Annotated in this window: 17 protein-coding genes and 1 pseudogene; 2 read left to right on the top strand and 16 right to left on the bottom strand. The window is 62.3% G+C overall.

From position 1 onward, the window contains the following. Positions 1-7: 7 nt before the first annotated feature. From OKW98_RS13305 to OKW98_RS13295, 3 genes and pseudogenes are all read right to left on the bottom strand, one after another. A pseudogene (locus tag OKW98_RS13305) lies at positions 8-124 on the bottom strand (biotin carboxylase N-terminal domain-containing protein); the annotation flags it as partial. Between the two features lie 10 nt (positions 125-134). Beyond that, on the bottom strand, positions 135-380 hold the full coding sequence (locus tag OKW98_RS13300; RefSeq protein ID WP_265389570.1) for an acetyl-CoA carboxylase: 246 nt from the start codon (positions 378-380) through the stop codon (positions 135-137). A gap of 91 nt (positions 381-471) precedes the next feature. After that, a complete protein-coding gene (locus OKW98_RS13295; RefSeq protein ID WP_265389569.1) occupies positions 472-1,230 on the bottom strand; it encodes a 5-oxoprolinase subunit PxpA in 759 nt (252 codons plus the stop codon). Between the two features lie 125 nt (positions 1,231-1,355). Here OKW98_RS13295 and OKW98_RS13290 point away from each other — a divergent pair, with 125 nt between their 5' ends. Beyond that, complete coding sequence (locus OKW98_RS13290; RefSeq protein ID WP_265389568.1) at positions 1,356-2,273, top strand: LysR family transcriptional regulator; 918 nt, start codon at positions 1,356-1,358, stop codon at positions 2,271-2,273. A gap of 82 nt (positions 2,274-2,355) precedes the next feature. Here the strand turns inward: OKW98_RS13290 and OKW98_RS13285 are convergent, their stop codons facing one another. The 12 genes from OKW98_RS13285 to OKW98_RS13230 form a co-directional block, all read right to left on the bottom strand. Then, positions 2,356-3,042, bottom strand: a complete 687-nt coding sequence (locus tag OKW98_RS13285; protein ID WP_265389567.1) for a RibD family protein — start codon at positions 3,040-3,042, stop codon at positions 2,356-2,358. Positions 3,043-3,442: 400 nt separating this feature from the next. After that, positions 3,443-3,850, bottom strand: coding sequence for an SRPBCC family protein (locus OKW98_RS13280; protein ID WP_265389566.1), 408 nt, complete (start codon positions 3,848-3,850; stop codon positions 3,443-3,445). Between the two features lie 159 nt (positions 3,851-4,009). Further along, positions 4,010-4,633: an isochorismate family cysteine hydrolase YcaC gene (ycaC, locus tag OKW98_RS13275; protein WP_265389565.1), complete on the bottom strand. Its 624-nt coding sequence runs from the start codon at positions 4,631-4,633 to the stop codon at positions 4,010-4,012. 126 nt (positions 4,634-4,759) lie between these two features. Then, a complete protein-coding gene (locus OKW98_RS13270; protein ID WP_265389724.1) occupies positions 4,760-6,598 on the bottom strand; it encodes an amidohydrolase in 1,839 nt (612 codons plus the stop codon). 145 nt (positions 6,599-6,743) lie between these two features. Further along, the gene (locus tag OKW98_RS13265; protein WP_265389564.1) at positions 6,744-7,373 is read right to left on the bottom strand and encodes an antibiotic biosynthesis monooxygenase; all 630 of its coding nucleotides are present in this window, start codon (positions 7,371-7,373) and stop codon (positions 6,744-6,746) included. Next, complete coding sequence (locus tag OKW98_RS13260) at positions 7,366-7,782, bottom strand: DoxX family protein (protein WP_265389563.1); 417 nt, start codon at positions 7,780-7,782, stop codon at positions 7,366-7,368. The genes OKW98_RS13265 and OKW98_RS13260 overlap by 8 nt, the downstream gene beginning before the upstream one ends. Before the next feature lie 1,089 nt (positions 7,783-8,871). Beyond that, the gene (locus OKW98_RS13255; RefSeq protein ID WP_265389562.1) at positions 8,872-9,792 is read right to left on the bottom strand and encodes a LysR family transcriptional regulator; all 921 of its coding nucleotides are present in this window, start codon (positions 9,790-9,792) and stop codon (positions 8,872-8,874) included. A gap of 160 nt (positions 9,793-9,952) precedes the next feature. Continuing rightward, positions 9,953-10,375 (bottom strand): helix-turn-helix domain-containing protein, encoded by a 423-nt coding sequence (locus OKW98_RS13250; protein WP_265389561.1) that lies wholly within the window; start codon positions 10,373-10,375, stop codon positions 9,953-9,955. A 131-nt stretch (positions 10,376-10,506) separates the two neighbouring features. Beyond that, positions 10,507-12,792, bottom strand: a complete 2,286-nt coding sequence (locus tag OKW98_RS13245) for an ATP-binding protein (protein WP_265389560.1) — start codon at positions 12,790-12,792, stop codon at positions 10,507-10,509. A 427-nt stretch (positions 12,793-13,219) separates the two neighbouring features. After that, positions 13,220-13,837 (bottom strand): response regulator transcription factor, encoded by a 618-nt coding sequence (locus OKW98_RS13240; RefSeq protein WP_265389559.1) that lies wholly within the window; start codon positions 13,835-13,837, stop codon positions 13,220-13,222. 51 nt (positions 13,838-13,888) lie between these two features. Continuing rightward, complete coding sequence (locus tag OKW98_RS13235) at positions 13,889-15,418, bottom strand: ATP-binding protein (protein ID WP_265389558.1); 1,530 nt, start codon at positions 15,416-15,418, stop codon at positions 13,889-13,891. Between the two features lie 358 nt (positions 15,419-15,776). Further along, positions 15,777-16,769 carry an MBL fold metallo-hydrolase gene (locus tag OKW98_RS13230; RefSeq protein ID WP_265389557.1) on the bottom strand — a complete coding sequence of 331 codons (993 nt, stop codon included), beginning with the start codon at positions 16,767-16,769 and terminating at the stop codon, positions 15,777-15,779. Between the two features lie 200 nt (positions 16,770-16,969). Between OKW98_RS13230 and OKW98_RS13225 the strand changes: the two genes are divergently transcribed. After that, positions 16,970-18,400: a mechanosensitive ion channel family protein gene (locus OKW98_RS13225; protein WP_265389556.1), complete on the top strand. Its 1,431-nt coding sequence runs from the start codon at positions 16,970-16,972 to the stop codon at positions 18,398-18,400. 192 nt (positions 18,401-18,592) lie between these two features. Here the strand turns inward: OKW98_RS13225 and OKW98_RS13220 are convergent, their stop codons facing one another. Further along, entirely contained in the window at positions 18,593-19,078 is a 486-nt protein-coding gene (locus OKW98_RS13220) for a Dps family protein (RefSeq protein ID WP_237250913.1), read from the bottom strand. Between the last annotated feature and the right edge of the window lie 145 nt (positions 19,079-19,223).

Genomic DNA, 19,223 nt, shown 5'->3' with positions numbered 1-19,223 from the left:
CGGCCAGCTCTGCTTCGCCGCCCGCAGCCACGGTGGGAATACCCAGTTCTTTGGCTGCGCGGATAATCCGCATGGCGATCTCGCCACGGTTGGCGACCAGCAGTTTATGAATGACTTGGGTCATGATCGCGCCCTCACGCGTCGTCGAGTGTTGCAACGACCTGGCCCGGCTCCACCGGATCACCGTCTTCCACCAAAAAGGTACTGAGGCGACCGGCACTCCCGGCGGTCAGTTCGCAGAACTGCTTCATCACCTCGATCAGGCCAATGACCGTGTCGGCGCTGACCTGCGCGCCGACCTCGACGAAGTTCGCCGATTCCGGACTGGCTTTGCGGTAGAAGGTCCCCGGCAACGGAGTGATTACAGTGTGTTCAGCCATGTCTGTTCCTCTTGGAATACTTGTAGAAAGGCAGGCAAAAAATGAAGTGGCTGCAGACCCTGGCATCTGCGCGCCAGGTGGCTGTCATGGTTTAGCGCGGTGCACGCACCTCGATCCCGGCGTTATCGAGTGCATGACGCGTGGCTTCGACCAACGCCAGGGCTCCCGGCGTGTCGCTGTGCAAACAGATGGAATCGAATTCAATCGCCAGGTCTTCGCCCTCGACCGTGCGCACCACGCCTTCCTGGCAGGCACGCAGCACACGGGCGGCGACCTGCGCCGGATCATAAGCCCGTACGTTGCGGGTGAAGACGATGGAACCGCTGAGGTCGTATTCGCGGTCGGCGTAGAACTCGCGGATCACGGGTTGGCCGAGTTCCGTGGCAACCCGCCAGATCACCGAATCGGGCATGCAATACAGCAGCAACTCAGGCTCCAGGCGCTGGAGGTTTTCCACCAGCAAACGAGCGGCCTCTTCGTCCCGGGCCAGGTGCATGTAAAGCGCGCCGTGGGGTTTGATGTGTTGCAGGGCCACGCCTTGAACCCGGGCGAGTTCTCGCAGGGCACCCAACTGATACAGCATGTCGTCGACCAGCTCCTGGGCCGGGGCATTGATGTGCCTGCGGCCGAAACCCACCAGGTCGCGAAAGCCCGGATGCGCACCAATGGCCACGCCCAGCCGCCTGGCCTGCTCGACCGTGCGGCGCATGGTGCTGGGGTCGCCGGCATGAAAACCGGTGGCGATATTGGCCGAACTGATGAAACCCATCAGCTCATTGTCGACACCATCGCCGATGGTCCATGGGCCGAAGCCTTCGCCCATGTCCGAGTTGAAATCCACTGACTGCATGACGCTTGCTCCTGACGCTTTTGACTTCATGCAAGCGACGTTAAATTCCTTCTCACCCCTTGGGTAGATCTATTAAAAGATGGGGTATCTTCTGAAAAACAGATACCACCTCACCCGGAGTTCCCATGTCCTTGACCCTGCGCCAGGTCCGCTATTTCGTCGCCACTGCCGAGATCGGGCAAATTTCCCGAGCGGCAATTCATTTGAATATTTCTCAGTCGGCGGTGACCACGGCGATCAAGGAACTGGAGGGGATATTCGGCACGCTACTGTTCCAGCGCTCGGCCCAGGGCATGAGTCTGACCAATGCCGGACGACACTTTCTGAATCGGGCCTATGTGATTTTGCGCAGCGTCGATGACGCGTTGAACAGTCCGCTGCCTGATATCCGTGCGAGCGGCGTGCTGCGCCTGGCCGCGAGCTACACGGTGATCGGCTACTTCCTGCCTCACCACTTGCAACGGCTGGAACACTGGCATCCGGACGTGGCCATCGAGGTCCACGAACAAGAACGGACCGCTATCGAACAAGGCCTGCTGGCAGGTCGCTTCGACATGGCCGTGGTGCTCACCGCCAACCTCACTCACCCGGACATCGTCTCGGAGAGACTCTTTAATTCCGAGCGCCGGCTATGGCTGCCCAGCCACCACCCTCTGTGCGAACGATCGGCAGTTAGCCTTGCCGACGTGGCAAAAGAGCCCTATATCCTGCTGACTGTTGATGAAGCCGAACAAAGCGCCATGCGCTACTGGGAAAACGCGCACCAGCAACCCAACGTGCGGGTACGCACCAGTTCAGTGGAAGCGGTGCGTAGCATGGTCGCCAACGGCAGCGGTGTTGCGATTCTTTCGGACTTGGTTCACCGCCCCTGGTCGCTGGAAGGTAAACGCATCGAAACCCTCAGCCTCACCGACAAAGTGACGCCCATGAGCGTCGGCTTGGCGTGGCATCGTGAGCGGGAACTCAGCCCGGCCATGCAGGCTTTCCGAAATTATTTTCACGATGCATTTCTAGCGCCGCAACAACATTCCACCCGGCGCTGAACGCGTCAGAGAATCGATTTCCGTGAGTTCTGAACGCTGATCTCTGCAAAGCGGGGCCGCACAGCCCCGCTCCGCATCGGATTCAGGCCTTGGTGTAACGCAGCCAGACGGCGCCGCCGTCCTGAACCTCTGCCGACGTCAGTTTCAAGTGAGCCGGTTGTTTCCACGCCTCGGCCGACACCTCGAACGACGCCGGGTGCTCGCCTCGCCCGTCGATCAGCGGCAGGATCAGCACGCTGACTTCATCGACCAGCCCGGCGTTGACGAACGAGCCGCTGACATGGGGGCCGCCCTCGACGATCAGGCGCTTGCAACCCAGTTCGCTCGACAGGATCTTCACGACCTGCTGCAGATCAATCTCGCTCTTCCCGGCGAAAATGTAAGACACCTGAATCGATTGCAGGAACGCCAGGTAGTCATCCGACACACCTTCGGTCAGTACTTCGACGACGTGGGAATCCAGCGCCTGGTTCTTCTTCCAGCCCACCTTGCCCTGAGGGTCAATCGACACCGCGTAGGCCTTGGCGTTGCGGTCGGCAAAGTAATGGCTTCGCTCGATCGGGCCTGTGGCGAGGCCCTTTGGATAGCCCTCGTCGTGGGCGATTTCCTGCATGGTTACGCGCCCGCAGATCCAGGCGTCGAACTCAAACGTCTGGGCGAGCTTTTCGTACAGATCACCGGCGTCTTTCTTGAACGCGCGATCCCAGCCATCGGTGAGGGCGTGGCCGTCGAGGGAGGACATCATGTGGCATATGACATAAGGCTGCATGGCAGGCTCCAGGCTGATAAGTGTGTAGAGCCGACCCGGATACCGCGGCAATAGTTCACCCCGTCACTCGACTTGCCCTTCACATCCTGCTGCCCATCATTGCCGGTGATGTAGACCATGAAGCCTATTGTCTTCAGCTTCGGCAGGGCTCGCGTAACATCGCGTCATCCCAGACCCGACCCGGACTCATGACCATGACCCTGCATATCATCAATGCCCTCGCCCTCACCGCTGTTACCGTTTTCCTGGTCAACCGCGCGTTCGCCCTGTACGACCTGATCAATGCGGCGACCGTGTCCGAGCATCACTGAGGCCCTTAAAGCCTGACGCGAATACGATTCAAGCAAGGCACCGAAATGCCAGGCCGCAATGGCCTGGCGGTCCCACGATTAGCAGTGGCTCAGAAATTGGCCTGCAGCGCCTCAAGCCCCCCCTCGTAAATCCCCTTGAACAACGCCTCGACTTCCCCATCGGAAACACCGTCCGGCGTAAAGACCCCTGACCATTCCACCCAGGTGCTGTCCGCGCCATCCTCTTTGACTTTGAACGTCGCCAGATAGTCCTTGATTGGAAACGGTCCCTTGTCGATGGAATAGCTGTAAGTGCGCGCAGAATTGTCGTAGGTCTGCAGGCGCTCGGTGATTTCAGCGCCGTCGTCGGTGGTCAGATGACGCACGCGCCCGCCTTCCAGCGACTCGCTTGTCTTGATGAAGGGCAGCCAGTCGTTCAATGACAGGAAGCCGCCCGTCAGCGCCCAGACCTTGTCGGCCGAGACCGGGAGGTGAATGGATGCAGATGCTTGAGCCATGATGTTTTCTCCAGAAGTGGAGGCAGCGGCCGGTCAGCCAGCGCTGGATGCCGTGGCGGGGCCGCGGCCTCTCTAATCAGCGATAACCGCGCGCAATCTTGTCACGGTTACCGTTGATTCGGGAGGGTGTGCGCCGCAAAAAACGCGGCGCAAAGGGTTTCACTTGGCGGTGAAAGCCGAGTAGCTGTTCATCAGGTTGCGGTAGTTCGGAATCCGCTGGGACAGCAGGTTCGCCAGGCCTTCCATGTCGTTGCGCCAGTCGCCCTGCAGCTCGCAGGCCACGGAAAACCAGTTCATCAACTGTGCGCCGGCTGCGGTCATGCGCGCCCACGCGGCTTTTTGCACCACGTCGTTGAAGGTGCCCGACGCATCGGTGACCACGAACACGTCGAAGCCTTCTTCCAGCGCGCACAGCGTCGGGAACGCCACGCAGACGTCAGTCACAACGCCGGCGATGATGATCTGCTTGCGGCCGGTGGCCTTGATCGCTTTGACGAAATCCTCGTTGTCCCAGGCGTTGATCTGTCCAGGACGGGCGATGTACGGCGCGTCCGGCAACATGGCTTTGAGCTCGGGCACCAGTGGACCGTTCGGGCCGGTTTCGAAGCTGGTGGTGAGGATGGTCGGCAGGTTGAAGAACTTGGCGCAGTCGGCCAGGGCCAGCACGTTGTTCTTGAACTCGTTCGGCGTGAAGTCCTGGACCAGCGAGATCAGCCCGGTCTGGTGATCGACCAGCAGAACGACGGCATCATCTTTGTTCAAACGCTTGTAGGGAACGGTCATGATTGACTCCATTGAGTGGGTGACGGATGAATACGGGGGCCAGCGCATCACGCTGGCGGAGAGCCTCGCCGGTTAATACCGACGAGGCTTTTCATGCTCTTTTCAATTGCTCCTTTCAGACGCTGATCAGAAGGCGAAACACGAACAGCCAAACGCGCCCCAGAAACCCTGGAAGTCGCTGACCGGTACTTTCGACTGACGCGCTTTATCGTGGCTGTGGGCGTGGACGCCACAGGGGCCGCTGCACTGGTGAACAGCGGCCGCCATCGGTGCGCCCTGGCGCCAGTGGCCCGGGACCTTGGAGACCGGCGACCAGTCCGGCAGCACCGGCACGCTGGGCGGCGCCAGATCGTCGAACTCGCCCGCGCCGTACACCACCTTGCCGTCAACGATGGTCAGCACCGATTCGATCCACTTGATCGACTCTTCCGGCACGCTGAAGAAGTCCTGGGACAACGCCACCACGTCCGCCAACTGGCCGACCTTGATCTGGCCCTTCTTGCCCTGCTCGGAGGAAAACCAGGCGCTGCCACGGGTGAACAGCTCCAGCGCGGTTTCACGGGACAAGCCTTCCGGGTATAGCTCCAGGCCGCCGACGGTGCGGCCGCTGACCATCCAGTACAACGAGGTCCACGGGTTGTAGCTCGACACGCGGGTGGCGTCGGTCCCCGCGCCCACCGGAACGCCTTCGGCCAGCATGCGTTTGATCGGCGGCGTGTGCTCGCCGGCCTTGGCGCCGTAGCGCTCGACGAAATACTCGCCCTGGAAGGCCATGCGGTCCTGAATCGCGATGCCGCCGCCCAGCGCCTTGACCCGCTCGATGTTCTTCGGCGTGATGGTTTCGCAGTGGTCGAAGAACCACGGAATGCCGTTGAACGGAATGTCGCGGTTGACCTTCTCAAACACGTCGAGCATGCGCGAAATCGATTCGTCGTAGGTGGCGTGCAGGCGGAACGGCCAGCGGTGCTCGACCAGATGGCGCACCACCGGTTCGAGGTCCTGTTCCATGCCAGCAGGTAAATCCGGGCGCGGCTCGAGGAAGTCTTCGAAATCCGCGGCCGAGAAGGTCAGCATCTCGCCAGCGCCGTTGTGGCGCAGGAAGTCGTCGCCCTGGTGCAGCGTGACGGTGTTGGTCCAGTGCTTGAAGTCTTCCAGCTCTTCCTTGGGCTTCTGGGTGAACAGGTTGTAGGCGATGCGCACGGTCAGTTGTTTGGCCTCGGCCAGTTGCGTGATGACGGCGTAATCGTCCGGGTAATTCTGGTAGCCACCGCCGGCGTCGATGGCGCTGGTCAGACCCAGGCGGTTCAGCTCGCGCATGAACTGGCGCGTCGAGTTGATCTGGTACTCCAGCGGCAGCTTCGGCCCCTTGGCCAGGGTCGAGTAGAGAATCATCGCGTTGGGCTTGGCCACCAGCATGCCGGTCGGATCGCCATTGCTGTCCCGGACGATCTCGCCACCCGGAGGGTTCGGCGTGTCGCGGGTGTAACCGGCCACCCGCAGCGCGGCGCGGTTGAGCAGCGCGCGGTCATACAAATGCAGGACGAACACCGGGGTGTCGGGCGCGGCCTGATTGAGTTCTTCGAGGGTCGGCATGCGTTTTTCGGCGAACTGGAATTCGTTCCAGCCGCCGACCACGCGCACCCATTGCGGCGTTGGCGTGCGGTCGGCCTGGGCCTTGAGCATGCGCAGCGCGTCGGCGAGGGACGGCACACCTTCCCAGCGCAGTTCGAGGTTGTAATTGAGACCGCCACGGATCAGGTGCAAGTGGGAGTCGTTGAGGCCCGGGATCACCGTGTGCTTGTGCATGTCGATGACCTGCGTGGCCGAGCCACGCTGGGCCATGATCTCGGCGTCGGAGCCCACGGCGACGAATTTCCCGCCGCTGATGGCCACGGCGCTGGCCTTGGGTTTTTCCTGGTCAACTGTGTGGAAATTACCGTTGAAGAGAATCAGATCGACGTTCATCGCGCCTCCGTTGGCAGAAGTGTTGGACGCCCCGACGGCAAGGCCGGTGGCAGGCATTGAAGAAAACAGTGCAGCGGCCGCGCCGAGCAACGAGCCTTTGGCGACAAAGCGGCGGCGGTCGCTGGAAGACGGTTGATCGGCGTCGTCATCCTTCATGATCGGCGCCCGCCACCGGCACCGGCCGGGCATTCAGCCAGGGGGCAAACAGCCGCGTCGCCCGGGGCATCAGCACGTAGACCACCAGCAGGACGATGGTCACGGTGACCAGGGCGGTGCTGATGATGTAATTGGCCAGCAACGGATACAGGCGAAACACCGGCCCCCAGACCAGCGGGATCAGCAGGGTCAGCGGGCAGATCACCAGGAAGGTCACGCAGGCCTGTTTCCAGCGCGGCGGCGGGTTTTCAGCGGCGGGGACGAACCAGAATTCGTTGTGCGGGTTGACCTCGGTGAGGTCGCCGTCGGCCAGCATGGGCGACGCTTCGGCCACCAGTTCGCGGCGGTGGGCAGAGTCGAGCCAGCGGTGCATGGCGTCGGTTGAACAAAAGCGCAGCACGCAGGTGAACATGTGCAGGCCGTCGGACTTACCACGTATGACGTCGACGCCCAGATGCCCGGGGTAGCTTGCCGCCATAGCAACGATGCGCCGCAGCCAGGCTTCGTATTGGGCTTCGAGGCCGGCCTTGATCCGGTGCTTGACCACCAGGGTGACGATCTCGTCGGCGGACAGTTTCGACGTGGGGGTAACGTCGGCGGTCGTGGCGTAATCAGGCATAGCGAAGCGCTCCAGGCAAACCACGGTTGAGCGTCAGACGACCAGGTCCGGCGATCAGCACACTGGTGAAGATGATCAGTAATAACCAGCCGAACTGGCCCTGCTCCACGCTCCACTCGCTGTGCACCACGACGAGCGCGACAAGCAGCAGGATGAGAATAGGCAGGCACGCCAGACGCGCCAGTACGCCGGTCAGAATCAGCAGCGGGCAGAGGACTTCGGCGAAGATCGCCATGCTCAGGGTCAGGGTGGCGCCGAGGTGAAACGGGTCTTCGATGAGTGTCAGTTGGCTGTTGAAGTCGAGCAGCTTGGGCAGGCCGTGGACGAACAGCAGGAACAGCGCGCCGGCGGATCTGAGGAAGAGCAGCCCGAGGTCTTGTGCGCGGTCGTTGCAGGTTGGGTAGGTCATCACACACCATTCATTGCGTGGGCCACGTTTGCCGAGGTGCCGGAGAACGTGGCCGATGAATTCAGTGTGGCGGGGCGATGAGGGTGGGTATTGAACAGACGTGCTTTTGAGGATCGAGATCGAGGACCTTAAGATCAAGAGCGTCTGCCTAACGGCAGACCGTTTCGCCTTCGGCGAGTTACTTGGAAAAGTCGAAAGTCGCACCATCCCCAAGTAACCAAGGGTGCTTGCTCCTGGTTGGGTTCCTCCTTCGTCGGAATACCCTCACTCCGACGACGCTCCGTGGGCCCGCGCCGAACGGACATCCATGTCCTGACGGCGCTCTCGCGGCATCCATGCCGCTCGGCCCACTCCGCGTCGCCTGCATTCGGCCTGCACCCAAGTCGCGATTGGCGGTGTTGGGGCTTTTTGTGTTTGAAGATCAAAAGCGCGTTTAAAGCAGATCAAGAGCTTCCCGGCTGAAGCCGGTCCTACAAGTGCGCGCGGTGTCAGCAGGACCGGCTTCAGCGGGAGGCTTCTGCTTGATGATCGTTCCCACGCTCCGCGTGGGCATGCATCCTGTGACGCTCCGCGTCACGCCCCCGGCTTGATGCGCTTCGTCTGCAGGACGCGGAGCGTCCGGAGCTGCGTTACCACGCGGAGCGTGGGAACGATCGAAAATGTCGGCGCCTGAGCTGGCCTCTTCCCGGCTGAAGCCGGTCCCACTAAAAGCACCGCGTACACCCTGTGGAATCGCCTCCGACTGTAGGACCGGCTTCAGCCGGGAAGCTCTTGATCTGCACTTGATCTTGATCTTCGACACAAAAGGTCCAGTCACCGCCAATCGCGACTTGGGTGCAGGCTGAACGCAGGTCTCGCGCAGTGGGCCGAGCCGCATGGATGCGGCGAGAGCGCCGTCAGGACATGGATGTCCGTTCGGCGCGGGCCCACGGAGCGAGACCGGAGTGAAAGAACCCCGAGGGACGAGGGGCCGAACCAGGAGCACAAGCCCTTGGTTACTTGGGGCTTTATCAAGTAACTCGCCGAAGGCGAAACAGTCTGCCCCCAGGCAGACGTCCTTGATCTTGATCTTGATCTTAAAAATCGCGATCACGGCAAAGGCCGCGTCTCCTGAGACATAAACTCCGTAATCCGCGAGCGCAGCCACCGCTCGGCCGGGTCATTGTCGTGGACGCCCGCCCAGACCATCGACAACTCCGCAGGCGCGATCGGAAATGGCGGGTCTTCCGCCCGCAACGCACAGCCTTCGACCAGCGCGCAGGCAGCGTAATCGGGCACCGTCGCGATCAGCTCGGTGCCCGCCAGCAAAGCCCGCAACCCGCTGAATTGCGGCACCGCCACCACCACCCTCCTCGCCCGCCCGACCTTCGCCAGGTCAATGTCGATGTTGCCGGTCAAATCACCGGAGAACGACACCATGGTGTGCGGCCGCTGGCAGAACTCGTCCAGCGTCAACGGCTCGGGGCGGTTGTCGCCGCGCAATACTTTCACGCCAATGTCCCGCAGCTTCTTGCGCTTGGCGTTGGCCGGCAGTTCGGTGGTGTAGCTGATGCCCACGGAAATCTCCCCGGACGCCAACAATGCCGGCATCAGCAGGAAGTTGGCACGGCGCACCACCACGATAATGCCCGGCGCTTCTTCGCGCAGGCGGTTGAGCAAGGGCGGGAACAGGCCGAACTCGGCGTCGTCCGACAAGCCGATGCGGAAGATGTCGCAGCTGGTCGCCGGATCGAATTCCTTGGCCCGGCTCACGGCGCCTGAGATGGTGTCCAGCGCCGGCTGCAGCTCTTTGAGAATCGCCAGCGCCCGGGCGGTCGGCTCCATGGCGCGACCGTTGCGCAGCAACAGGGGGTCGTCGAACAGATCGCGCAATCTGGCCAGTGCAGCACTGATCGCCGGTTGGCCCATGAACAGCTTCTCCGCCACCCGCGTCAGGTTGCGCTCGAACATCAACGCTTCGAAGATCACCAGCAGGTTCATGTCGACGCGGCGCAGGTCGTTGCGGTTCATTCGGAGATTCCAGTTGGGAGATTCCAGTTAGGAGATCAAGGTTGGGCGGTTTAGGGAGGCCTGACGATGCCAGCCCGGCGCAGGTATACACAGGCGCCGAGAGCGCGTCTTGAACATCCGTGCTATGACCCGCTAAACGCAGTTGCAAGGATAGCCGTCCTCAACAGCCATGCACGCCCTGCGCCACACATCCTTTGGGCGGCAACAGGGTCATGTTCCGACGCCAGCTGAACGGGGTCAGCCCCACGACTCGGGTGAACACCCGGGTGAAATGGGACTGATCGGCGAAGCCACAATCCAGGCTGATCTGCGAGATGGTCAGCACTGATTCGCCAAGCAAGGCCCGGGCCTTGTCCAGGCGCATCTGCAAGAACCAGTCGCGGGGCGACAGCCCGGTGTTCTTTTTGAACGCGCGGGAGAAGTGACTGCGGGACAACGAACACTCGGCGGCAATGCGGGCGATGGACAAGCCTTTGTCCATCTGGCTGGACATCAAGTCCTTGGCCCGGCGCTCCTGCCACGGCGACAGCGCGACGCGTTCGAGCATGGATTCAGGGTTCAGGGAGGGGTTGAATGCAGTCATGCCAGACGCTCCAGCTTCACAGTCAGCGGTGAGTGAAGTCTGGTCAGCGGGGTTCTTAAAGTCCTTCTCGCGGTATTAATCGTTCTGAAAAGTGGTACGACGACCTGCATCACGTCGGTGCGCCGTCGGCATTACTCGACGATGGGCAAGGTGAACACGAACGTCGCACCGCCGTAGCGGGCCGGCATGGCATACAGGTGGCCGCCCTGGGCGCTGATGATCGACTGACAGATCGCCAGCCCCATGCCCATGCCTTTGTCCTTGGTGGTGAAAAACGCGTTGAACAGCTGAGGCAGGTCCACCGGCTCGATGCCGCGCCCGCTGTCTTCAACGCTGACCACCACATAATCGCGGCCCACCACTTCGCTGGTGATCGACAGCCGCCGCAGCACGTGATCCCCAGCACTCATGGCGTCCAGCGCGTTGAGGATCAGGTTCAACACCACTTGCTGCAATTGCACGTCGGAGGCACAGACCCGCAACGGTGAACAGGTCAGGTGGGTCGTCATCAGGACTCGCTGTTGTTCGACCTCTACGCCGGTGAGCGACACCACATGGCGAATCACGTCGTTGACCAGCAGCCGGCGCCGGTGATGCGGGCCCTGCCGCGCCAGACTGTGCAGCGCGTTGACGATTTCCCCGGCGCGCCGGCCCTCGGCAACGATGTCCCGCAGCGCGGACAAGGCCTCGTCCACCTGCGGGTTTTCGCGATTGAGCCAGCGGATTCCCGCGGCGGCGTTGGACACCATCGACGCCAGGGGTTGATTGATTTCGTGGGCAATGGACGCTGCCAGCTCACCCATCACGGTCGCCTGGGCGACGCTGGCCAGACGGGCTCGTGCACCGCGCAGGGCGATTTCCACATCCCGACGCCGCGCGTTTTCCTGCTCCAATTCCTGGTGCAGGCGCGCGGTTTCCAGGGAGATCGCCGCCTGGCTGGCGAGCAGTTCCAGCACTTCGGTGCGGCAGAGGGTGAACACGCCCGGCGCGAGGTTGTTTTCCAGGTACAGCACGCCGAGCACCCTGCCCTGTTTGACCAGCGGCACGCACAACGCCGAACGCACCGGATGCTGACGCACGTATTCATCTGCGCCGAAGTAAGCATCCGTGCAGACATCGTCCAGCACCAGGCGCTGGCGAGTGCGCATTACCCGGTACAGGATCGACAGCGGCAGGTGGTGTTTGTCGGGGACCGTGTCCGTCAGCTCGATGCGCAAGCCGTCGTCGCCGCCCTGGCCGATTGCGCAGATCACCGGGGCTTCGTCTTTAACGAGCAACAGCAGGGCCCGTTGCGCACCGGCATGGACGATGGTGTTGCGCAGCAGGGTCTCGATCAGCCGGTCCTGCTCGCTTTCGTCGCGCAGGGCATGGGCGGATTTCATGACGGATGACAGATCGAGGGCCTCGCGTCCGGCCAGGGTGACGGACGTGCGCGTCGATGACACTTTCTCCATCCCTGGCGCAGGATTCGGACTGGGAATGACCGGGATTGTGGACGCGTCATGCCTTCGATCGGGCAGGTCGGACTGCAGATCAGGAATGTCCCGGAATTGCCGCCACTGTTGGAGCATCTCGCTCAGCTCCCGATGCAAAGCGGCAGCGCTCGGATAACGGTCATCCGGATTTTTGGCGATCAGCCGATGCACGAGACCGGCCAGCGGCCCAGGGATATCACCGCGATGCTGGCTCAACGGCGGCGGGATACGCGCCACGTGGCAATACACCCATTCCACTGCATCGGCGGCCCCGAACGGCAATCGGCCGACCAGCCATTCATAAAAAGTCATGCCCAGCGCATAGAGGTCGCTGCGTTGATCAGCATGACGCTGTACCCGCCGCGACTGCTCGGGCGCAATGTAGGCGAGCGAGCCGAAGACCGTGTCGGACACCGCCAGTTGCGGGGCCGATTGCACGTCGACGCTCAAGCCAAAACCGCTGAGGCGCACCACGCCGTCGGCACCTTCGATCAGGTTGCACGGTTTGATATCGCGGTGCACCAGGCCTGCTTGATGAGCGCCTGTTACGGCGGCGGCGGCAGCGATGGCCCGCTGCAAAAAAACCTCGATGGACAGCGGCGCGTCGGGCTGATCATGCAATGCCACGCCGCTGGCATCCTCCAGCACCAGCAGCGTACCTTGCGGCCCCGATAGCAATGCCACCGGCTGCACGGCCCATTGCGGCACCAGCCGGGGCGCGAGTGAAAATTCGTGCTCCAGACGACGTATCGCGCTGATTGAGGCGCCGGGTGCAGGTCGGACAATGCGCCAGTGGCGATCATCCTGGGTCAGCGTGACCCGGTAATGGGCGAGTTCTCCATCGACGAACAGCAACTGCCAGACGACCTGCTCCAGCCACTGCGGCCCGAAAGCCCCGGCGCTGGAAATAGCCGTGTAAGGCCCGTTGAAAATGCTGCTCATGAAGCCCCTTTACTGGAATCCCGCGGCTGGCGCCATGCCGGCCATTCCCGGCTAAAGCCGGTCCCACTAAAAGCACGGCGTATCCCCGTAGGACCGGCTTCAGCCGGGAAGGCTTCGGATGTCACACCGCACATCTGAGGTCGCTCAAACCGGCCTATTCCCGGCTGAAGCCAGTCCTACTAACCACCGCGTACCTCTGTAGGACCGGCTTCAGCCGGGAAGGCGTCAGACATCACGCCGCAAATCTGAGGTTGTCCATGCCGGCGTCTTCCCGGCTGAAGCCAGTCCTACTCACCACCGCGTACCTCTGTAGGACCGGCTTCAGCCGGGAAGGCGTGAGACATCACGCCGCAAATCTGAGGGCGCCCAGACCGGCCTATTCCCGGTCAAAGCCAGTCCCACTAAAAGCACCGCGTATCCCCCGAGGTCAGTTCACGAGGCCACCCAGCCGGTCGCTCATCTTTAGCAGCTCGATGACATTGCGCGCATTCATCTTGGTCAGGACGTGTCTTTTATGCACCTTGGCAGTGACTTCGCTGGTGCCCAGTTCCACGGCGATCTGTTTGTTCATTTTGCCGGTAATCAGCAGCGCCATGACTTGCCGTTCTCTGGGCGTGAGGCTGTCGAAGCGCGCTTTGACGCGGGCGGTCAGGCAGCGCTCGTCCATGCGCGTCGCGTCGCTGGTCAGCGCTTCACGCACCAGATCCAGCAGCTGCTCCGGCTCGAAGGGTTTGGTCAGGAACTCGCGGGCGCCAGCTTTGATGGCGCGCACGGACATGGCGATGGTGCCGTAGCCGGTCATGAAAATGATCGGGAAAGTCTGGCCACGATCCAGCAAGGTCTGCTGCAGATCGAAGCCGGTGCCCTGGGCCAGATTCACGTCCAGCAGCAGGCAGAGAGGGCCCTGGCTCAGCGGCTCGGCAAGAAACGCCTGGGCGCTGTCGAACACTTCGCAGACGATATCCGCCGAATGCAGCAGGCGCTGCAAGGAGGTGCGGATGGCGGCGTCGTCGTCCACCACATAGACCAGGGGAGTCACGTTCATAACAGGCTCATGAAGGGGTTTTTCGCATCGACTGCCGCAGCAACGGGCTGATCAACGGCTAAGGGCCAGTGCTCTCTGATGCCGCGCATGATACCCGTCAGGCCCGGCCGGCACAGCCCGGATGCTTTGCAGCGTCGCCATTGCCGACGGTGCGTCGCAATCCTGCGCACGCGGCGCGCTGACCTCCGTTGTCGGAAAGGTGTCGTGGGCGCTGGCCGTCAGCAGGCAGGCGCGGGTGGCGCTGAGCATCCGGTAGAAACGGAAAGGCCCCTGGGCGCTGACCATCAGCAACGACTTGGTCGCCAGCCGCACGATGCAGTCCATGATGCAGGCGCGCGGCAAACGGGTGCGTTGCAAAGCATCACACGCACGTTCAAGAGTGAAGCGACCGTCCAGCTCGGCCAGCCGCCGCAGCACCGTGCGCTCTTCGCGACCGAGCAAACGCAGGCTCCACGCCAGCGACGCCTGCAGCGTTTGCTGACGCGGCGGCGCGGTGCGCAATGAAGCCGAGAGCATGTGCAGGCTGCCGTCCAGGCTCGCCACCAATTGATACAGCCCCAGGGCGCAGGCCCGGGCAGCGGCCATCTCCAGCGCCAGCGGCATGCCGTCAAGCCGGCGGCAGATTTCTCCCACCAGCTCGACGCTGTAATCGTCCAGCTGGGCATTGCCGTCAGCCGCCAGATGGCTGTCCAGCGCACGCCACTGGCGCAGGAACAGTTGCGCCGACGCACTGTGCAGAATGGTGTCCGGCGAGGCGTTCAGTTCAGGAATATCAAGGGGCGGCACTTGCAGGCTGCGCTCGCCGGCAATGCGCAACGGCTCGCGGCTGGTGGCCACCGCGCGCACCGCCGGCGCGCGACGCAGGATCACCTCCAGCAGGCTGGCGACGCTTTCAACCAGATGCTCGCAGTTGTCCAGGATGATCAGCCCCGGCTGCTGCTGGAGGCAGCGAATCAACCCTTGAAGGTCCGGATCACCGCCGCTGCAGTCGACGCCGACCGCACTGGAGAACGCCTCCAGCAGCAGCTCGGCGCCTTGCAGTTGCGCCAGCGGCACGAAGTACACCGGGGTGGCGCCAGCGTCCAGCAGCGTCTGGCCCAACTCGGCGGCCAGCGCGGTTTTGCCAACGCCGCCCGGGCCGATCAGGGTGACCAGCGCGCAGCCCTCCGCCAGCGCGTTGCTCACTTCATCGAGCAACGCCTGGCGCCCGAGCAAGTCGACGCGGGCCGGCAGCCGGTGATTGCAACTGACGCCATGCAGCATGGCTGGAGGGCGGGTCTCGTGTCCGAGGCGTTCCCCGCCCAGCAGCACGTAGCCACGGCCCGGCACGGTGCGGATCTGCTCGCGGTCGGTGCCCAACGCCTTGCGCAGGGCAGAGATATGCACTTGCAGGTTGTTCTCTTCAACCACGGTGTCCGGCCACACACTCTGAAGGATCAGCTCCTTGCTCACTAACTGACCTTGATGACGCAGCAATAGGTCGAGAATGTCGAAGGCGCGGGTGCCAATGCGCATGGCGACGCCGTCCTTGAACACGTCTCTGTGCTCGCGGGAAATCATCGTCTGACCGAGACTTATCATTTCATGCAGTCCTTGGAAGTGGAGTCGCAGACCCTGATTCGCTGACCGTCGTCCGGGCGGGCTTGAATGCCGGAGACGTTCAGCGCAGCTATCCATTTTTTAACGAGCGCTCATCTAATCAGCTAAAACCAGATACCGATATTAGCTGTAGGGATAGTCACCCCTTGGTTGTGGGGTCATCCCCTGTCGTTATGGTGAGGAAATCAGCACCGATTAGAGCGAGCGATGCGCAGGCCATGGCGATGCTTGGGACGAGGAAAGTATAAGCCGCGTACTCGTCATAAACATGACCGCAGCTTTGCGCTGTACGCAAAAGCGTTTTGCGTACAGCGCACGCAGTATCGGCGGCGGCGCGATCCTATTCCAGCAATGGCACATGGGCCGCACGCTGATAAGGGCCGTACTCGACCGGCACCCACTGGAAGTGCTTGTCGATGGCCACAATGTGCCCGGTGCCGGGGAATGGCAGGTGAGCGGCGGCGACCCAGATCTTCTTGCTGGCGGCCTGGGTAAATACTCGATCACGGCTGGCGATGGCCTTCTGGCTGTTCTCGTCGAAGGCGATGCTGACCGCCGGGTGATCGAATTGCACCGCGAGGCTGTGGATCAGGTCGCCGATGAACAGAATGGTCTGGCCCTTGGAGCTGAACTGATACGTGGTGCTGCCGGGCGTGTGCCCCGCTTCCAGCGCTGTGCTCACTTCCGGGACCGGTGACTGGCCCGGGGCGAATGTCTTGAACCGGCCAGCCGCGACGTAAGGCGCGGTGGAATCCTGGGCGATCTTGAAGTACGCCTTGGCCTGTTCCGGCACGCGGCCGATGGCGGTCGGGTCCAGCCAGTAATCGGCTTCCGGCTTGGCGGCATAGACCGTGGCGTTGGCAAACACCGGTTTCTTGTCGGCGTCGACAAGGCCGCAGACGTGATCCAGGTGCATGTGGGTGAGCAGAATGGTGTCGACCTGATCCGGCTGATACCCGGCGGCCTTGATGTTCTGCGAGAGCATGCCGGCCGTCTCGCCGATGCACTGGCCGGCGCCGGTGTCGACGAGGATCAGGTGCTCGCCGGTGTTGATCAGGAAGGCGTTGAACGCGGTCTGCACGCCCGGTGTGTCGATGGCACGGCGGGCCAGCAACGCGCGGATCGCTTCGGGCTTCATGCCCTTGAGCAGCTTGGGCGACAGGTCGTTGTAGCCGTCGAACAGTGCCGTGACTTCGTAGTCGCCGACGGCCAGACGGAAATACCCGGGCACCTGGGTTTTCTGCTGAGCCGGCGCCTGCGCCAGGGCGACGCCGGAGCACAGAGCGACTCCGACCGCAACGGAACGGGCGAGCGGGATAACGGATGTGCGCATGGAGAGGCCTCGAATCGAAGGAAAGAGAGGCGTCCAATACTGTGCGGCTCATGGGCAACGGTCTTGAAGCAATGTGCTTGAAGCACGTTGCTTCTTTGCATAATCATCGCGCCCCATCGGTTATAGACATCGCCCATGGCCGTGCCTACATTGTTCGCGCGTGCCTGTTCCGCCCTGCACTCTTCTTGCGGATATCTCCCATGTCGACCGTCGTCCCCCATTATTCGCTGGCGTGGAGCCTGCTCCTGCTGCTCGCCGACGTGCTGACCTGGCACTTGCTGGCCGACCGTAACCGGCTGGCGCGCATCGCCACGCGGCTGGCGGCATTTGTCGCCTACAGCCTGGTGATCATCAATGCCGGCGTGAGCCCGCTGGAGGCGCCGGCGTGGCCCGACGACAGCGCCCTGCAATTCGGCGCCACCGTACTGGCGATCATCTGGTGGCTCTACGCCGCGCGGACCCTCACCGTGGTGCTCGGGCTGGCGCTGACCAGTCGCGTCGGCCACAGCGGTCGGCTGTTGCAGGAAGTGATCGGCGCGGTGATCTTCCTCATTGCCATTGTTGCGGCGGCGGGCTATGTCCTGCAGCTGCCAGTCAAGGGTTTGCTGGCGACGTCCGGGGCGATGGCGATCATCGTCGGTCTGGCCCTGCAAAGCACCCTGAGCGACGTGTTCTCCGGGATCATCCTCAACACCACCAAGCCGTATCAGGTCGACGACTCGATCTCCATCGACGGCATGGAAGGCAAAGTGATGGACATCGACTGGCGCGCCACGCACCTGCTGACGGGGGTTGGCACCATGGTGGTCATCCCCAATTCCGTGGCCGCGAAAGCCAAGATCATTAATTTGAGCCGACCGGTCCATATTCATGGCGTGTCGATCAACATCATGATGTCGCCGCACATTCGCCCGCGCCGGGTGCTTGATGCGCTGGAGCGTGCGCTGCAGGGTTGCAGCGCGCTGTTGCAGACGCCCAAGCCCCGCGCGGTGGTGAAGGAAACCAGTCCGACCACCATCGAATACGCCGTCACCGGCTTCATCAGCGACCTGAACAACAAGAGCGACGTGCGCAATCTGCTGTTCGATCTGGCTTATCGGCACCTCGAAGCAGCCGGCATCGCCTGGCAATCGGAAACCACCGCTGAAGCCGTATCCCGGCCTCGTGCGCTGCTCGATGAGGTCAAAGTGTTCCGCACCAGCACCGCCGAGGAGAAGAACCAGTTGGCGCAGAGCATGGTGGCGCGGGAATACACGGCCGGGCAGACGATTATCGAGGTTGATGAGATCACCGACGGCTTGCTGGTGATTGCCACGGGCGTGGTGTCGGCGAGCATCAAGGACGGGAACGAGATGGTGGAGGCCGGACGCATGGGTCCCGGTGAGGTGATGGGTGAACAGAGCGTGCTGGCCGACACGCCGTCCCAGGCGCGCTTCACCGCCCTCACCTCCTGCGTCGTTTACCACATCGACACAGCCGCCACGCGCCAGGCCATGGAACAGCGGGTTGAAATCGTGACGGCGTTGAGCAAATTGCAAGCGGTGCGCCAGCAAGGCACCCAGCATGTGCTGATGCGCAAACCGGTGGTGATCAAGAAGAACAACTTTCTGGGATGGTTGCAGAAGCGCTGATGATTCGGGCGCTTCTGTGGGACTGGCTTTAGCAGGGAAGAGGCCGGTGAGACCACTGCAAATCTTGCGGTGTAGCCTGCGACGCCTTCCCGGCTAAAGCCGGCCCTACAATGATCGCAGTCCTACAGGTGAACGCAGTGGTCCGCAGGACCGGCGTCAGCCGGGAATTGGCCGTCAGCCGCTACGCAAATGTCACCCCACGAACCCGTCACCTTCCAGCAGCGAGCGCAGCATCCAGGCGGCTTTTTCGTGGACTTGCATGCGCTGGGTCAGCAGGTCGGCGGTGGGCTCATCGCTGACTTTCTCCAGCAGCGGAAAGAGTTCGCGCGCGGTGCGTACCACCGCTTCCTGCCCTTCAACCAGTTGCTGGATCATGTCAGTGGCAGCGGGCACGCCCGGCTCTTCCTTGATCGACGACAACCGCGCATAGGTGGAATAAGTGCCCGGTGCCGGGAAACCCAAGGCACGGATGCGTTCGGCCACGGAGTCCACTGCGGTGGCCAGTTCGGTGTACTGCTCTTCAAACAACAGGTGCAGCGTGCGGAACATCGGGCCGGTGACGTTCCAGTGGAAGTTGTGGGTTTTCAGGTACAGGACGTAGGTGTCGGAAAGCAGTCGCGAGAGTCCTTCAACGATCTCTGCACGGTCCTGCTCGTTGATTCCGATTTCAATAGCCATGAATTGCTCCCTAAGGTCTGTTGATTGCTGAGACTGCCCAGTCTAGGGGCCACGGTCTGCCGACGGAAATCAGCCATGGCAATCGCTGCAATCGACGCTGGCTATGAAACCCCGTTGACCCACGACAATCGGCGTTGACACAAAA

The sequence above is a fragment of the Pseudomonas sp. KU26590 genome, assembly GCF_026153515.1.
Taxonomy (GTDB): Bacteria; Pseudomonadota; Gammaproteobacteria; order Pseudomonadales; family Pseudomonadaceae; genus Aquipseudomonas.
The sequence above is the reverse complement of the archived record's forward strand: the minus strand, read 5'-3'. Positions and strand labels throughout refer to the sequence as shown.

Coding starts and splice junctions, on each gene's coding strand:
- OKW98_RS13300 (WP_265389570.1), bottom strand. CDS start 380: ATGGCTGAACACACTGTAATCACTCCGTTGCCGGGGACCTTCTACCGC.
- OKW98_RS13295 (WP_265389569.1), bottom strand. CDS start 1,230: ATGCAGTCAGTGGATTTCAACTCGGACATGGGCGAAGGCTTCGGCCCA.
- OKW98_RS13290 (WP_265389568.1), top strand. CDS start 1,356: ATGTCCTTGACCCTGCGCCAGGTCCGCTATTTCGTCGCCACTGCCGAG.
- OKW98_RS13285 (WP_265389567.1), bottom strand. CDS start 3,042: ATGCAGCCTTATGTCATATGCCACATGATGTCCTCCCTCGACGGCCAC.
- OKW98_RS13280 (WP_265389566.1), bottom strand. CDS start 3,850: ATGGCTCAAGCATCTGCATCCATTCACCTCCCGGTCTCGGCCGACAAG.
- ycaC (WP_265389565.1), bottom strand. CDS start 4,633: ATGACCGTTCCCTACAAGCGTTTGAACAAAGATGATGCCGTCGTTCTG.
- OKW98_RS13270 (WP_265389724.1), bottom strand. CDS start 6,598: ATGAACGTCGATCTGATTCTCTTCAACGGTAATTTCCACACAGTTGAC.
- OKW98_RS13265 (WP_265389564.1), bottom strand. CDS start 7,373: ATGCCTGATTACGCCACGACCGCCGACGTTACCCCCACGTCGAAACTG.
- OKW98_RS13260 (WP_265389563.1), bottom strand. CDS start 7,782: ATGACCTACCCAACCTGCAACGACCGCGCACAAGACCTCGGGCTGCTC.
- OKW98_RS13255 (WP_265389562.1), bottom strand. CDS start 9,792: ATGAACCGCAACGACCTGCGCCGCGTCGACATGAACCTGCTGGTGATC.
- OKW98_RS13250 (WP_265389561.1), bottom strand. CDS start 10,375: ATGACTGCATTCAACCCCTCCCTGAACCCTGAATCCATGCTCGAACGC.
- OKW98_RS13245 (WP_265389560.1), bottom strand. CDS start 12,792: ATGAGCAGCATTTTCAACGGGCCTTACACGGCTATTTCCAGCGCCGGG.
- OKW98_RS13240 (WP_265389559.1), bottom strand. CDS start 13,837: ATGAACGTGACTCCCCTGGTCTATGTGGTGGACGACGACGCCGCCATC.
- OKW98_RS13235 (WP_265389558.1), bottom strand. CDS start 15,418: ATGATAAGTCTCGGTCAGACGATGATTTCCCGCGAGCACAGAGACGTG.
- OKW98_RS13230 (WP_265389557.1), bottom strand. CDS start 16,769: ATGCGCACATCCGTTATCCCGCTCGCCCGTTCCGTTGCGGTCGGAGTC.
- OKW98_RS13225 (WP_265389556.1), top strand. CDS start 16,970: ATGTCGACCGTCGTCCCCCATTATTCGCTGGCGTGGAGCCTGCTCCTG.
- OKW98_RS13220 (WP_237250913.1), bottom strand. CDS start 19,078: ATGGCTATTGAAATCGGAATCAACGAGCAGGACCGTGCAGAGATCGTT.